Annotated in this window: 12 protein-coding genes and 1 tRNA gene; 5 read left to right on the forward strand and 8 right to left on the reverse strand. The window is 68.8% G+C overall.

Going from position 1 to position 13703, the window contains the following annotated elements:
- Positions 1-89 precede the first annotated feature (89 nt).
- Positions 90-162 (forward strand) — tRNA-Leu (locus tag CC117_RS01500).
- 678 nt (positions 163-840) lie between these two features.
- On the opposite strand, the gene CC117_RS01505 is transcribed toward CC117_RS01500, so the two are convergent.
- Entirely contained in the window at positions 841-1773 is a 933-nt protein-coding gene (locus CC117_RS01505; protein ID WP_131802992.1) for a hypothetical protein, read from the reverse strand.
- Between the two features lie 580 nt (positions 1774-2353).
- Here CC117_RS01505 and CC117_RS01510 point away from each other — a divergent pair.
- Positions 2354-3427, forward strand: coding sequence for an IS110 family RNA-guided transposase (locus tag CC117_RS01510; protein ID WP_071081887.1), 1074 nt, complete (start codon positions 2354-2356; stop codon positions 3425-3427).
- Positions 3428-3455: 28 nt separating this feature from the next.
- Here the strand turns inward: CC117_RS01510 and CC117_RS01515 are convergent, their stop codons facing one another.
- Complete coding sequence (locus tag CC117_RS01515) at positions 3456-3998, reverse strand: GNAT family N-acetyltransferase (RefSeq protein ID WP_071082051.1); 543 nt, start codon at positions 3996-3998, stop codon at positions 3456-3458.
- Positions 3999-5676: 1678 nt separating this feature from the next.
- On the opposite strand from CC117_RS01515, the gene CC117_RS37205 reads away from it, so the two are divergent.
- Entirely contained in the window at positions 5677-5847 is a 171-nt protein-coding gene (locus CC117_RS37205; protein ID WP_157905333.1) for a hypothetical protein, read from the forward strand.
- A gap of 81 nt (positions 5848-5928) precedes the next feature.
- Here the strand turns inward: CC117_RS37205 and CC117_RS37210 are convergent, their stop codons facing one another.
- Positions 5929-6084 (reverse strand): hypothetical protein, encoded by a 156-nt coding sequence (locus tag CC117_RS37210; protein ID WP_018634878.1) that lies wholly within the window; start codon positions 6082-6084, stop codon positions 5929-5931.
- A 296-nt stretch (positions 6085-6380) separates the two neighbouring features.
- On the opposite strand from CC117_RS37210, the gene CC117_RS01520 reads away from it, so the two are divergent.
- Together CC117_RS01520 and CC117_RS01525 are read left to right on the forward strand one after the other, a co-directional pair.
- The gene (locus CC117_RS01520) at positions 6381-6959 is read left to right on the forward strand and encodes an RNA polymerase sigma factor (protein ID WP_071081888.1); all 579 of its coding nucleotides are present in this window, start codon (positions 6381-6383) and stop codon (positions 6957-6959) included.
- Positions 6956-8053 (forward strand): CU044_5270 family protein, encoded by a 1098-nt coding sequence (locus tag CC117_RS01525; RefSeq protein ID WP_241829725.1) that lies wholly within the window; start codon positions 6956-6958, stop codon positions 8051-8053. Before CC117_RS01520 ends, CC117_RS01525 begins: the two co-directional genes overlap by 4 nt.
- Positions 8054-8211: 158 nt before the next feature.
- Here the strand turns inward: CC117_RS01525 and CC117_RS01530 are convergent, their stop codons facing one another.
- From CC117_RS01530 to CC117_RS01550, 5 genes are all read right to left on the reverse strand, one after another.
- The gene (locus CC117_RS01530; protein WP_071081890.1) at positions 8212-8802 is read right to left on the reverse strand and encodes a hypothetical protein; all 591 of its coding nucleotides are present in this window, start codon (positions 8800-8802) and stop codon (positions 8212-8214) included.
- Between the two features lie 339 nt (positions 8803-9141).
- A complete protein-coding gene (locus CC117_RS01535) occupies positions 9142-10545 on the reverse strand; it encodes a recombinase family protein (RefSeq protein WP_084131232.1) in 1404 nt (467 codons plus the stop codon).
- 351 nt (positions 10546-10896) lie between these two features.
- A complete protein-coding gene (locus CC117_RS01540) occupies positions 10897-11760 on the reverse strand; it encodes a L,D-transpeptidase (protein WP_071081892.1) in 864 nt (287 codons plus the stop codon).
- Positions 11761-11776: 16 nt separating this feature from the next.
- On the reverse strand, positions 11777-12232 hold the full coding sequence (locus tag CC117_RS01545) for a hypothetical protein (protein WP_071081893.1): 456 nt from the start codon (positions 12230-12232) through the stop codon (positions 11777-11779).
- A gap of 396 nt (positions 12233-12628) precedes the next feature.
- A complete protein-coding gene (locus CC117_RS01550; RefSeq protein WP_071081894.1) occupies positions 12629-13678 on the reverse strand; it encodes a CobW family GTP-binding protein in 1050 nt (349 codons plus the stop codon).
- Positions 13679-13703 lie beyond the last annotated feature (25 nt).

The raw sequence follows: 13703 nt of genomic DNA on the forward strand, positions 1-13703 counted from the left end.
CCGGGTCGAGCGGTCGAATCGCACCCTACCCGGCTAGAGTCGTGCACGAGACGTTCCGCGACGTTCAGCGCCGCGGACCTCGCCGACCAGCCCCGGTACTCCAACGGCAGAGAGACGGTGCTCAAACCACCGACAGTGTGGGTTCGAATCCCACCCGGGGTACACGCTGGCTGCGCGTGTTCGCCGACCCGAGGGGCGGCTTCCCGAGAGCCCTCATACCTGTCGGGGGGCCAAGCCCCCCGAGCCCCCACATCCGCGACTGACCTGCGGGCCAGTGGTGTCCGGGCGAGGTCAGGGCTACGCGTGTTCGCGGCTGCGCGTGTTCGCCGACCCGAGGGGCGGCTTCCCGAGAGCCCTCATACCTGTCGGGGGGCCAAGCCCCCCGAGCCCCCACATCCGCGACTGACCTGCGGGCCAGTGGTGTCCGGGCGAGGTCAGGGCTACGCGTGTTCGCGGCTGCGCGTGTTCGCCGACCCGAGGGGCGGCTTCCCGAGAGCCCTCATACCTGTCGGCGGGCCAAGCCCGGTCAACCGGTTTTCATGCACTACGCCCTGACCTGCGCTTGCAGCCTGCTTGCATCGGGCAGCATGGTCGGGAGGCGGAACCCCGTGACCAGCGCTTGCCTTTCCGCTTGCGCATGCAAGCGCTGGTCAGGCTGTGCGCAGCACTTCGCGCGGTGGGTCGCTCTCTAGTCCGCGTGGGTGGGTGGCGCGGGACAGGCGCGCCGTCGACCCGCCCGCCGGATCCGCGACGGTGGCCGTCGTGTCCGGCGGGTCTCGTTCGAACCTTCCGCCGTAAGCGATACTCTCTGTAGTCAACTGATTAGGTGGGAAATCCTGGTCAGACGAAGTCCGCGTCAGGGTGTGGCGCGGTCACCGTCGGCCCGTGCCACGTGTCGATCTCTTGTGCCAGCACCATCACGTCGGGCGCCGAGTGCCGGTAGGGGCGGAGCGCCTTGACGAGGTTCGCCAGCGGCACCGACAACGACCGGAACGGTGTAGGTGACAGGACGAGGGACTTGCGTGCCTCGGCGACCGCCCGGTCAAGGTCGACCGACACCGACGCGACCGCGATATGAGCCAGGATCACGGAGCGGAAGCCGGCCGGCAGGTGCGGGAGCGCGAGATCCGCGTACCCGTCGGCCCGGAACAGATCACCGGCGACGGCGGACGCGAGCGTGGCGCTGTAGGCGACCTCGGCGGGTGAGCAGGTCCGGGGGTCTTCGTCGCCCGGCGTTCCGTGAACCTGTCCGGGCAGGCCGTAGGCCGCGTTGAGCGCTTCGTCCGCGAGACGGTAGACGTCGTCCGCGCCGACACCCGCGAGTGCGGCGCCTCGGGCCTTCGACGCCATGCAGGCGACCCCGGCCGGTGTTCGCTCGTCTGCCTGGTTGGCGTAGGCCATGGCGAACGCGGGACGCCCTTCGTAGACCTCGATGGCGGCCTGAGTCCGCCGGGCGTTCGCGTAGGTGTGTGGGTCGCCGCTGAGCTTGCCGAGGCTTGCGGAGTGGCCGGAGATCCTCCGCGACAGGCTGACCTCTCCGGCGTTGTAGAGCGCGTCCGCGCGGAGCGCACCGACGCGACTGGTGACCGCGTTCAGCGCGGACCGGTGGGCAGGATGCCCACGACGATGACCAAGGAAAAGCGCGCGCTCGTGGAGCCCCTTCAACGCGGGCACCGTGACGGCAAGAGGCGTGAGTTCGTACGTCGACCGAAGGTCGGTCAGCTCCTGATCGATGCTGACGATGTCGTCCGCCATGGTGGGACTCACGAGCACGCCCCCCAGCGTCGCGAGGCCAGCGAGCGAGAGCGTCTGACGACGTGAGATGAACGGAGCGGCATCCGGCATACCTCGATGGTCCGTCGGGGGCGTGGTTGATGTCCATGGGTCACACAGACAGATCGTGGCTGTCCTGGTCGCGTGCGTCACTACCGCCAAAGCAAGATCACCTGATTTCGTGATCTCGAACAAGGCTGCGCGTAAGCAAGAACCGGGACTTCTCCTGCCGTTCCCGGACGGTGCTCGTCAGCCCGGACCTTTGACATCCGCACTGTCTGACGCTCGCTGCCGTAGCTGTGCGGAGCTGCCGTGYCCGGGACGGCCGGTCCGACGATCGTCACGTGACAGTGAGGATGTGGGTGAGCCCCGCATCGGCCGGTCTGGCCCTTCACGTGATTGACCAGCGTGTCCTGCGATCGATCTGCCGGCCGTGTCGGTGCGGGGCTCGTGTGCGCTCACCGGACGGGCGGGTGACTTTATAGGAGCCTGGCCAGAGGCCCCATCACTGTCTTGTCCGCTGCCCGTCTGGTGCGTGCCGCCCCCTGTCGATCGAGGTGAAGGGACGGCTGTGACAACGATGGCACAGCAGCGGCAGGCAGTCGACGTCGTCGGTGGTGTGGACACCCACCGGGACACCCACACGGCGGCGGTGCTCGACACGGCCGGGTGCCAGCTCGGCTTGGCGGAGTTCCCGGCGACCGAGGCCGGCTACGGCCAGCTGCTGGAGTGGATGCGCGGCTTCGGGACCGTGGTGAAGGTCGGGGTCGAGGGGACCGGTTCCTACGGTGCCAACCTGACCCGGCATCTGACCGCGGCGGGCGTCATGGTGGTCGAGATCGACCGTCCTGACCGCAAGACGCGGCGCTGGCAGGGCAAGTCCGACCCGGTGGACGCGGATGCCGCTGCCCGGGCAGCGCTGGCGGGGCGGCGCACCGGGATCCCGAAGGATCGTGATGGGCAGGTCGAGGCGGTCCGCGCGTTGCGGGTCGCCCGTCGTGGGGCGGTCAGCCATCGCGCTGACGTGGTCAAGCAGATGAAGGCGCTGATCGTGACCGCCCCGGAACCGGTCCGCGCCGCGCTGTCCGCGCTCACCACGGCCCGGCTGATCGCCGTGTGCGCCGAGGTCGAGGTCTCTGCCGTGCAGGCCGGGGACCCGGCGGTCGCGGTCCGCCTGGCGTTGCGCAGCCTCGCGCGCCGATTCCAGTACCTGTCGTCCGAGATCAAGGACCTGGAGAAGGTCCTCAGCCGTCTTGTCGCCATGGTCGCCCCGACGCTGCTTGCCGTGAACGGCGTCGGCGCGGATACCGCCGGACAGCTTCTCGTTAGCGCCGGCGACAATCCCGACCGGCTGCGTTCCGAGGCCGCGTTCGCGATGTTGTGCGGTGTCGCCCCGCTGCCGGCCTCGTCCGGGCGGACGCACCGCTACCGGCTCAACCGCGGCGGAGACCGCCAGGCCAACGCCGCGCTGCACCGCGTCGTGGTCTGCCGGCTGCGCTGGGACCCGGCCACCCAGGCCTACGTCGAGCGTCGCACCGCCGAAGGCAAGACGAAGAAAGAGATCATCCGCTGCCTCAAGCGCTACGTGGCCAGGGAGATCTACCCGATCCTCACCGCCCCCGACACGGCAAAGGATCTTCCCGTGGCCGCGTGACGTTCGGTCAGGTATCGAACGTTTCCGATCAGAGGGCTGGCGGCGGCGGGTTCCCCGGTTCCAGCTGCCTTGCCTGGAGCTGTTTGACCAGGAACCGTGCCGGGTCGGCGACATCGTGGCGGTGGCCGTGGTCATCGAGGTAGTAGTAGCGGTCGAGGTAGAGACAGCCGGTCTCTTGATAGCCGAGCCGCAGGTAGAGCGCTGCAGCGCGGGGGTTGTCGTCCGTGACACCGAGTCCGATCTGGTGGTAGCCGCGGTCGTAGGTGCGGGCTTCCGCGGCACGAATGACGGCTGTTCCGATGCCCTGGGACTGCCGTTCAGCGGGCCAGACGTCCAGGCCGTTCAGCTCGGGGCACCGGGAGTAGATCTGGTGCACCTCAGGTGCGGCGCATCCACTCCACAAGATCTCGCCTGTTCCGGCGGGGAGACCGTCCACCCATGCGGTCAGGTAGGTACTGAGGCCGCGCTGCTGGCGGTCGAACCGTATGGCGTGTCGTCGGGTTCGYCCGGGCGAGGGCTTGCAGGTCTCCAGCAGTTCAAGATCTTGTTCCCGACACTCCCGGATCTTCACTGTTCCGGCCCTTCCGGACGGCGGGGCGAGGTCGGCCGTGAGATCATGATCAACAATGATGTCAGGTGCGTGCGAGCTCCGGAAGAACATCAATGTTCCTGTGACCGCTTGACATCCATAGGAGCATCGACCGTGGCCTGTCCCGGTGCGCGCCTGACCACGGGTGATCTTCGGTGGTGCGGGCTGTCCGGCGGGGGCCGGCCGGGTAGCTGTGCGCGGCCCGGCCGGGCGCCCGACCATGGCTCCGTGTAACAGGCGGTTGCGGGTGCCGCGCGTGTGCGTCTCGCGACCTGGGAGGGGCCCRCAGAGCCGTTCTGGGGGTGTTTCGCGGGTTTGGGCTTCTGCCCGCTTACCCGCTTATGTGCTGGTCACGGCTGGTTCTCGGCGCTTTACGGGGGTGCTTACGCAAGCGGCTGTGTCGCTTGCGTAAGCACCTGTTCGCAGCCGTGACAGGCACCCCATCGGCCACTGTGGGTGACCGATGCTCGGTAAGTGGGGCTCCAGTGGCGGGGCGATCTTCAGCGCGACGCGAGGAACCCCGGCGAGGGGCGTCACTTTCCGTGTACTGTCCCCATAGGTCGCGGCGGACCATGTCTCTCGCGTGGGAGGGGCGCAGACTGCCCGTTCCACCGGTTCCATGCCCTTGACGCGGATGGTCGCTAACACGCCAATGCGCAGGTCAGAAGCGATTTTTGCCGCTATACAGGGGTGCTAACGTTAGCAGGCGCGGCGCTAACACCATACTGTCGCCGCAACACTTTTTTGTTACTTTGAGTGACTGATTTGGTCGGGTGGGATCGTGTGTCGGCGCCCGTCGCGGCTGGTGCAGCGCGGTGTGCGGGTGGAGGCTGTGACGGGCTTGCGGTGCTGCTTGGCCTATCGGCCGGTGCTGCTGGGTCTAGCAGCACCGTTAGCGGCGTTTCGGTGCTCTGACCTGGGTTCTTGCGTCTAGCGAGCCCGTGCGCGGATGGCCCGAAATCGTCCCAGCGGGCGGTTTTTGGGTCTTCGGAACGCTGCTGGGTCGGTCGGTGTCACGGGGTCCGCGGCGGGACCCGAGGGCGCACACGCGGACGGAGTCCGCGCCCGTCCGGCGTGCCCAGCATCCCGATTCCCGGTAGCGCAGGTGTCGCTACCGGTAGCGGCACCGTGCACGCCCCCGATGGCCCGTGCGCGTCCGTGACCTGCGCGATCCGCGCAAGTAGCGGGTAGCGGCGGAACTCCRGCCAAGCCCGGAACGGCCGGCACAGGCCTGGGAAGACCCGTGCTGGCCGCTACCGCTACGCACGCCCCGTCGGCGCCAATCCTGTCATTTGCCACCGTTTACCTTCATTTGGAGGATCTTCCTGGGCCTCTCGTTCGTTATACAGAGTGAGGCACCGATTACCTGCCTCACTCCCGCGGCCGGCCGTAGGCCGGTCGTTCCGTGTCTGGAGGGTGTTTGCCGGAACAGCCCGCCACCGCGTCACCGACCCGCACGCCCCGCCCGAGGAAGAAGAAGACCCGTGCTCGACTGCCACGCGAGACCAACCCCACCACCGCCRCATCCGACCCACACGACACGAGCACATCCGATGGCGCCCTTACCCGCGCACGCCCCGCCCGGCGGTCCGTAGCCCCCAGGCCGCGGCCGCCGGACAGCCTGACCACCGCCCCACCCGGCACGTCCGGCCCGCCCACCGTGCCCGGCCCCAGGCCGGACGACGGTTCCGGTGACGTCGACCGTCGCACCGACCGGGCCTACCACCTGGCACGCGCCATCGCGGGCTTCCACACGACGATCAGCCCGGAGAACGCAGCCCGTCTCGCGGACATCCTCACCATCGACATGAACGCATCCCCCGACCGGTAACCGGCTGGAACACGACAAGGGGCTCCCGGCCGGCACTGCCGGTCGGGGGCCCCTTGCTCGTTGCGGTACTGCTGGTGTCGGCTACGGCCCGCCGATCACCAGCGGCGCGCCCAGCTCGTCATCTTCGCCCGGCCGGTCCAGAGTGAACCCCATGACGGCCAGAACTTCGACCGTGCGTTCGGCCGTCATCGCGATCACCGGCCGGTCCGCCCCGCCGAACACGACCCCGTAGGCCATCCGCGGATGCGTCCGCCACCCCGGBGACACCCCGCAAGAGCGCCGGCAGGGTCGGAGCCAGCGCCACCCCACCGGACGGGTCATCGCCGTGCGGGCGGCCTTCGTGGCCCCTCGGTGGGGGAGAACCCGTTCCTGCCTCATGCCGGCTGACGACGAGTCCTTCCTCGTCGCGACGGTGACTGCGGAGGTGGGCGCCGTCCGGGGTCCCGAATATCCAGACAACATCTCGGTGGGATGTAACCGGGTGGGGGGTGCCGGACATGAACAGGATGACGCCCCGAGGAAGGACTGTCTCTGTGCCTGCCAGTCTGGCCGTTCCCTCGTTCGAGGCGCTGTTCCGGGAACATCACGGAGCGGTCCTGCGGTTCGCGCAGCGACGCCTCGGTGATGACGAGGCCGCCTGGGACGTCGTGTCGGAGACCTTCCTCGCGGCCTGGCGGCATCGGCAGCGCCACCCCGCCGCCCCGGACGAGGTCCGGGCGTGGCTGTACGGCATCGCCGGCAATGTCGTACGTAACCAGCGCCGCGCGGGGATCCGGCGGCTGCGGCTCGAAGCCCGGATGGTCGGGTCCGGGCTGGCCACGGACCCGACCGCCCTGACCGATGAGGACATCGCCGACGAGGCGGTACGCAGGGACCTGGCCTGGCAGGTGTTGGAGCGGCTGTCTCCGGATGACCGGGAGATCCTGCAGCTCGTCGGCTGGGAGGGGCTGGATCTTCACGGGCTGTCGGTGGCTCTGGCGGTGTCCGTCGCCACGGCGAAGGTGCGTCTGCACCGTGCCCGGCGCCGTCTCGAGGCGGCCCTGGCGGAAGCCGCCTCGACACCGACCATCACCGAAGCCCCGGCCTCGCTCACTTTCAAGGAAGGATCATGATGTCCGACAGTGACGACAGCGACGATCTCGTCGTGGTGCGCGCGCTCCTGGGCGCCTCCAACCCGGTGGCGGACGACCCCCTCAGCGCCGTCGAGCAGCGGCGAGGGGAGAGCCTGCTGGCCGTTCTGCTCGCCGATCCGTCCACCCGGTCCGCCCGGTCCTCCCGGCCTGGGCGCGGACGTGGTCGAGTCGTTGTCCGGCGTCGCCGGGGCGTTCTGACGGCGGCGGCCACGGTCCTGGTGCTCGCGGGTGCGCTCCTGGGGTTCACGGTCGTACGGACACACGACCAGGCCACGGCCCTGCCGCTGCTGCCGGAACCTCTCCTCACCGCCACCACGGGTGATCACGACAGTGCGGTGGCGGCGTTGTCGGAGGCGGCTCGCCGGCAGCGGGAGAGCGTGCAGGCCGGGAGTGGTCCTGTCCTCTATGTCCGCACCCAGATCTACGGGCTCGACATCGCCGTCGCCCGGAACAGGGCGACGACCACCGCCCGTACGACGATCGGGGACCTGTGGCGTGACAGCGACGGCGCGCTGCACAGCGACCGGTACATCCAGCAGATCGACCGCGCCGGCGCGGACATCGGCGGTCCGACCCCCGTCGACGACGACCAGTTCGAGGGCAGGTCCGACCGCCCACCGCTGCCCCCCGAGTTCGATCCGGCCCTGACCCCCACCGACCCCGCGCAGATCTCAGCGAGGCTGAAGGCCTATGCCCTGGGGGGCGGTGTCCCCGTCGACATCGACGTCCCGGCCTCGGTCCTGAGTACCCTGCGTACTGGCCTGACGAGCCCGGCACAGAACGCCGCGCTCTACGAGGTCCTCGCGCAGATCCCCACGCTCTTCGACGCCGGGCCGATCCGTGACCGCGCCGGCCGGCCCGGTCATGCGGTGGGCGTGGTGGTCTCCGACAAGTCCAGCCTCAGTCTCGGCATCGCGTATCTGATCTTCTCCGACACCGGTGCGCCCCTGACCATCGAAAATGTCGCCACGCCACCGCCCCCCGGACTACACCTTCCCGATGCTTCGATCATCATGGACTACACCGAGATCATCACGACCCGGCGTGTTCCCACCGTCGGCGCCACCACGTGACGTCCGTTGACGCACCTTGGCTGACGACAATGACAGCACGGAGGGCAGCGAAAGCAGAACCGATCGCGGCTGTCAGGGTAACCGCTCGGTTCACGAGCTCTCACGCCCTCCGTGCCATCAGCCTGCTACCTGTAGCAGTTACGCACGGTCACGCTGTTCTAGCAGCCCGGCGCCGGAGCGTACGACGGGTTCTGCACGTAGACCTGATCCGCCGACCGAGGAGGAAGGAACGTGATCTCGGTGTTCGGAGCTATGTATTCACAAGCTCCACCGGCATAACGGATGTACGCCTTGCAGCCGTTTGGGTGGTTGTCCCAAACTTGGACCTTAAACGGGAGGGGGACCCACTGGTTCAGGTTCTGCCAGTATCCCCAGTCATGAAACTGCAGGTTACGGACCTCGCCGTTGGGTGTGGTGCCGAGCAGTTGGGTCACGCCCGAACAGCTGTACAACACAGCGCTTGCTGAAGCCTCCGCCTCATCGCCTCCCGTGTCGGCGTCGGGTGTGAACGCATCCAGCTCGGCCAAGGTGTCGAAGCAGTAGACGTCAGTTTCCGAAACCACGGCGCAGCTCGTCGCCCCGTTCCAGGTCTCCTTGTCCCAGGGTAGAAGCGTGCCGTTGTAATGCTGAGTGATCTCCGAGGTGGTCGCTGCCGACGCAGGGGAGGCTATGATGCCCCCGCTGAGAAAGACAGTGGCTAGGACGGAGATGCCCAGGGTCAAGATGATGCGTGCAGCCTTCTTGATCAAGTCTGGGGCCTTTCCTTTCTGGCGCGTGGAACCCTGACAGGAATAAGACTCTGAATCAGGGAAAGGTCGTCGGGTAGCAACACAGAGTAGATAGGACCTAGGTCCTATCTACTAGTAAAGGCGTCACCTGGGACGAGTTCTCCGTATACATCCTAGCGCTCTGTGGCCATGCTCACATTCCGAGTTGATCTTTCCGTGATCGTCAGGTTTAGCAAGCCGCCTGGGTTGTCATGGGAAGCCGTGAAGATCGAGTACGACACCGGTTCAGGCCCTGGTGTGGCGTTGGCACGTCGTACCGGGGTCGCCATAGGCACCGCGCCCCGCGGGACGGTGCAGTCTTCAGAGCGGGTTTTCCTCGAAACGGATACGGCTGTAGTCGAACTTTCCCACCGGCGTGGTCGACTCACCGATGATCACGGCGCCGAAAAGAAACTGCAGAACCGCGTTCATCCGCTCTTTCTCGCCGTTCTCGGCCATCCGGTCCCACGCGGCACGCGCGTTCGGACCGGTCAGACCGGCCAGAATCTCCAACGCCGGGCGTGGCGTGGCGGTCTGCTGCTGCAACTCCTGTATGCGATCGTTGATGACTTTCCGGTCCTCCCGGTACTCCCGCGCGGAGAACTCACCCTTTTTCCAGCCCTCCCGCAACTCCTCCAATTCCTCGCGGAGCCCGTCGATCTTCTCCTGTAGTGCGACAGGAACCCCGGCCTCGGTAGCGGCCTCGCCGGTCACGTCAAGTTTTTCCAGTTTGCCGACCGCCGCGTCCGAAACAAAATCTTCCACGATCTTTGCGTTAATGCGGCGCACGCACCGGCGCGGGTCTGCGCTGGAATAGCTCGCCCGAGTACACACGTAGTAGGCGCCCTTGTTGGTGCCGGCCATCCGCAGTTCGCACCGGTCACACATGATCAGGCCGCGCAGGAGATAGAAATGTCTCCCGCTGCTGGTGTGCTGCGTCGACCGGTAGGACAGCCGCTCCTGCGCCTCATCCCACACGCCCCGATCGATGATCGGTGGCCAGAGTCCGGGGATGGTCTCACCGYGAAAACTGCGGAGCGCGGCAAGGGCCGGGTTCTTCAGAACGTCACGCACGGTACGGGCGATCCATGGCGTCCCGTTGCGAGTCCGCCCATGYCGGCACAGGACGTCCGCGATCTGATACGGCGACATTCCCGCGAGAAACAGACGGAAAATCACCCGGACTATGYGCGCTTCCTCGGGAACAACGTGCCAACCGGTCTTGTCGTAGCCGTACACGCGCTTGCCGCCGGAGTGAGGATTTCCCTCGCTGGCATCCTCCAGCATCTTGTCCTTCAGGCGCCGTGACGTGTCATCCGACGAACGGCAGGCGTGCGCAACCTCAATCCGCAGAAAAAACCGATCATCCGGGTCGGACAGATCGCGACGGTTCGCCTGACCATGCAACGTGATGTTCTGGTCATCCGCGATGCTCAACAGTTCTTCAAGATCCTTCGGCTGACGCATCAACCGGTCCGGATGGTAGGCAATCACATGCCGGACCTTGCGCCCCCGCACCACGTCCAACAGGCGATCCCACCCCGGACGCTTCCGGTTCCGCTGCCACGCGGACCGGTTCGGGTCAACGAACACATGTTCGGGGCTGACAACCAGCCCCAGCCGCGCGGCAACCTCCCGCGCGATCTCCCGCTGACGATCCACACCGGTCTGATCGTCATCCTTGATGTGCGAGATCCGGCAGTAGATCGCGGCAGACTCGCCCACCCACGGCCGCCGCTGATCATCGCCATGGCCACCTGCCCGACGCGCGCGCAAGCGAGCACGAACCGCCCGCCCCCGCTCGGTTCCTGACTCCTGATCACCCATGCGCCGTAGTGTATGAATGCACTTTCAGCCCCCCGAGCCCCCACATCCGCGACTGACCTGCGGGCCAGTGGTGTCCGGGCGAGGTCAGGGCTACGCGTGTTCGCGGCTGCGCGTGTTCGCCGACCCGAGGGGCGGCTTCCCGAGGGCCCTCATACCTATCGGGGGGCCAAGCCCCCCGAGCCCCCACGGGGCCGACGCGTCGGCAGGCCGGGATCGGGCCGCAGCCCCTGGGGCCGGGTGGGCCGTCGGTCAGATGGTTGATCCGGAGCGGATCGTGATGGGGGATCCGGCCGGGACGTCGCGCAGGCGTGCGAGGTCGGCGCGCTGCAGGCGGACGCAGCCGTGGGAGACCTGGGCACCGTCCCGGCCGATCGCCGCCTCGCTGCCGAGCGGGCCGTGGATGCCGACGATCGCGTCACCGGACGAGTCCCAGTCGGTGATCGTGGTCGAGTGGGCCGAGGTGACCAGGACGAAGTCGCCGTAGCCGGGGTCGGGTGGCGGGGCGAAGAACGCGACGAAGTACTCGCCGGCCGGGGTCGGATGGTCGTCGACCCCGATCCCGGCCGGCGCGTCGAGCACCTGTACCTCGCGGTCGTAGAGCCGCAGGCGACGCTCCCTGAGGTCGATCTCGATGCGGTGCGAGCTGGTGACGAGTGCGGCGTCGGTGGAGCGGATCCAGGCCACCGACTCGTTCGGCCGCTGCGCCAGCCGCACCCGCAGCCAGCCGGGCTGGCTCTCCAGCACCGGCAGCGCGGACGAGGCGCCACGCCAGCGGCCGGGCACCGTTCCGCGGCGCGGCCCGCCAGGGGTGTCGAACGCGGCGCTGTCCCCGCGCAGCTGCGCGATCGGGGTCAGCGCGACGCCGCCGGCCGCACGGCCGGGCCGGCCGGTGGGGGTGGCTGCGCCGCCGCGCGGTGACGCGGGGCCGTTCACCCCGTCCCGGGTCACGGCGAGGACGAGCGCGGCCACGCCGGATCCCAGCGTCACCGCGGCCGCGCCGCCGAGCACGACCGCCCGACGGGTCACCGCCGGGCCGGACGGCCCCGCGGCGACGGGGGGCTCTGCGGGGCCGGAAGGCTCTGCGGGGCCGGGGCCGGGGCCTGCGTCATGCACGGCTGGTCCGCCGGACTCAGTCGAACTGCACGTTGCGGATGACGCAGCGCAGGTCGTCCCGACCCTCGGCACCGGCGACCGACCAGTCGGCGGACGAGCCTGGCCGGACACCCGGCACCTTGACGATCCTGGTGTCGATGGCCGTGCTGCCCTCGTCGGTGACGAAGTCGACGACGATCGAGTAGGCCCGCGGTTTCTTGCCCCGGTTGTTCACGGTGCCGTCGAACAGCCACTCGCCGTCGTCGCTGCGGTCACAGTCGCCGGCGATGGCCTCGGTGCGCGCGCCCTTCTCAGAGTCGTAGCCGGGGAGGCCGGCGGAACCTGCAGCCTTCGGGGCCGGTGGCGGGCTCGACGGCGAGTCGCCGGAGGAACAGGCGGCCAGCCCGCCGATCGACAACAGTCCCACCGCCGCCACGGTGATGGTGAGTACCGAGGACCGCGGTCGACGGCCCCGTGCCGATGTCCCGCTCATCCAGTGCTCCTTAAGATCCGCTGGTGGCGCACCCGCGCCGGGACGTCCTTCGAAGAAGTCCCGGGACGGGCATTATCAGGCCACAGATACTACTTAGGGTGACGGCTCGCCGAGCACTCAGTCACACTGACCAGTTCACTACCGATCGGGCTGGTCCCGACTGGGGGCAGAGCTCCCCCCGCCGCCGGCACCACCCGCGCCGACACCGACTCCCACAGTGACCGCGCAGCCGCCGACGACCGTGTCACCGCGGCCCGGTCCGCCGTCACCGTCGCCGTCACCGTCGTCACATACGTCGCGGTGCAGGCGGTCCGGCCTGGTCCCGGCCCCGGCTCGGACGGTTTGTGTCACGAGCCGCCGGCAGTACCCGGCTCGACGCTCCGGGTGCTCAGGTGCTCAGGTGCTCAGGCGTCGGTGCCGGGCGAGGCGGCGGACGCCCTCCACCGCAGGGCGGTCGGCGCAGGGATGCAGGGCCGCCTCGAGACGGGCGCGGACAGTCGCCTGGTCGAGATGCACGCCGATCGCGACCAGTCCCTCGGAACCGGCCGCCGCGACGCCGGGCCGCACGGTCGCGGCCATGACGTGGACCTGCCGCCCGACGATGTTGACCACATGGCCGCGCAGGCTCCGCCCGGTGTTCACGGTCACGGTGCCCTTGAGCCGGTAGACGTCCGCGGGAGGGTCCTCGATCAGGTCGGCGAGCCGGCCGGGATCGACCGGGCCGGTGGCCGGCACCGTCACGGCGTCGACGCGCGGATGCGGCCCGTGGTCGTGGTCGTGGTCGTCGTCGTGATCGTCGCGGGCCAGCGCGGCGAGCGGCAGCTCGTCGACCGGGTCGTGCGGGGTGGCGGCGTCGAAGACGAGCTGCGGGTCGACGCGGCCGTGCGCGGTGTCGACCACGTGCACGTGCGGGTTGCTCTCGCGCACCCGGGCAGTGATCCGCGCGACCGTGGTGGCGCGATCCGCCGCCGGGAGCCGGTCGGTCTTGTTGATCACAACGAGCGAGGCGGAGGCGAACCGGGCGGGCGGCAGGCCGCCGGTGTCGACCGTCGCGAAGTAGGCGGCGGCGTCGACCACGTCGACGAGACCACCGGGACGCACCCGGGTCACACCGCTGTAGCCGATGAGTCTGGCCAGTGCCGGCGGGTCGGCCACGCCGCTGGCCTCCACGATCACTGCGTCCAGCCGCAGCCGCGGGTGGGTCAGTTTCTCCAGCGCCGCGTCCAGGCCGTCCGTGTCCGTCAGACAGCACAGGCAGCCACCCGCGATCGAGGCCGGCTCGTCCACCTGGCCGCTGACCAGCAGGGCGTCCACGTTGATCGCCCCGAAATCGTTGATGACCACCCCGAGGCGTGCTCCAGGCGCCTGAAGCAGCCGGTTGAGCACCGTCGTCTTGCCCGCGCCCAGGTACCCGGTAAGCGCGATCACCGGAACCCGCACCGCCATCCCCGCCCTCCCTGCCTTCCTCGTC

The sequence above is a fragment of the Parafrankia colletiae genome (genome assembly GCF_001854655.1).
In the GTDB taxonomy this organism is placed as follows: Bacteria; Actinomycetota; Actinomycetes; order Frankiales; family Frankiaceae; genus Parafrankia; species Parafrankia colletiae.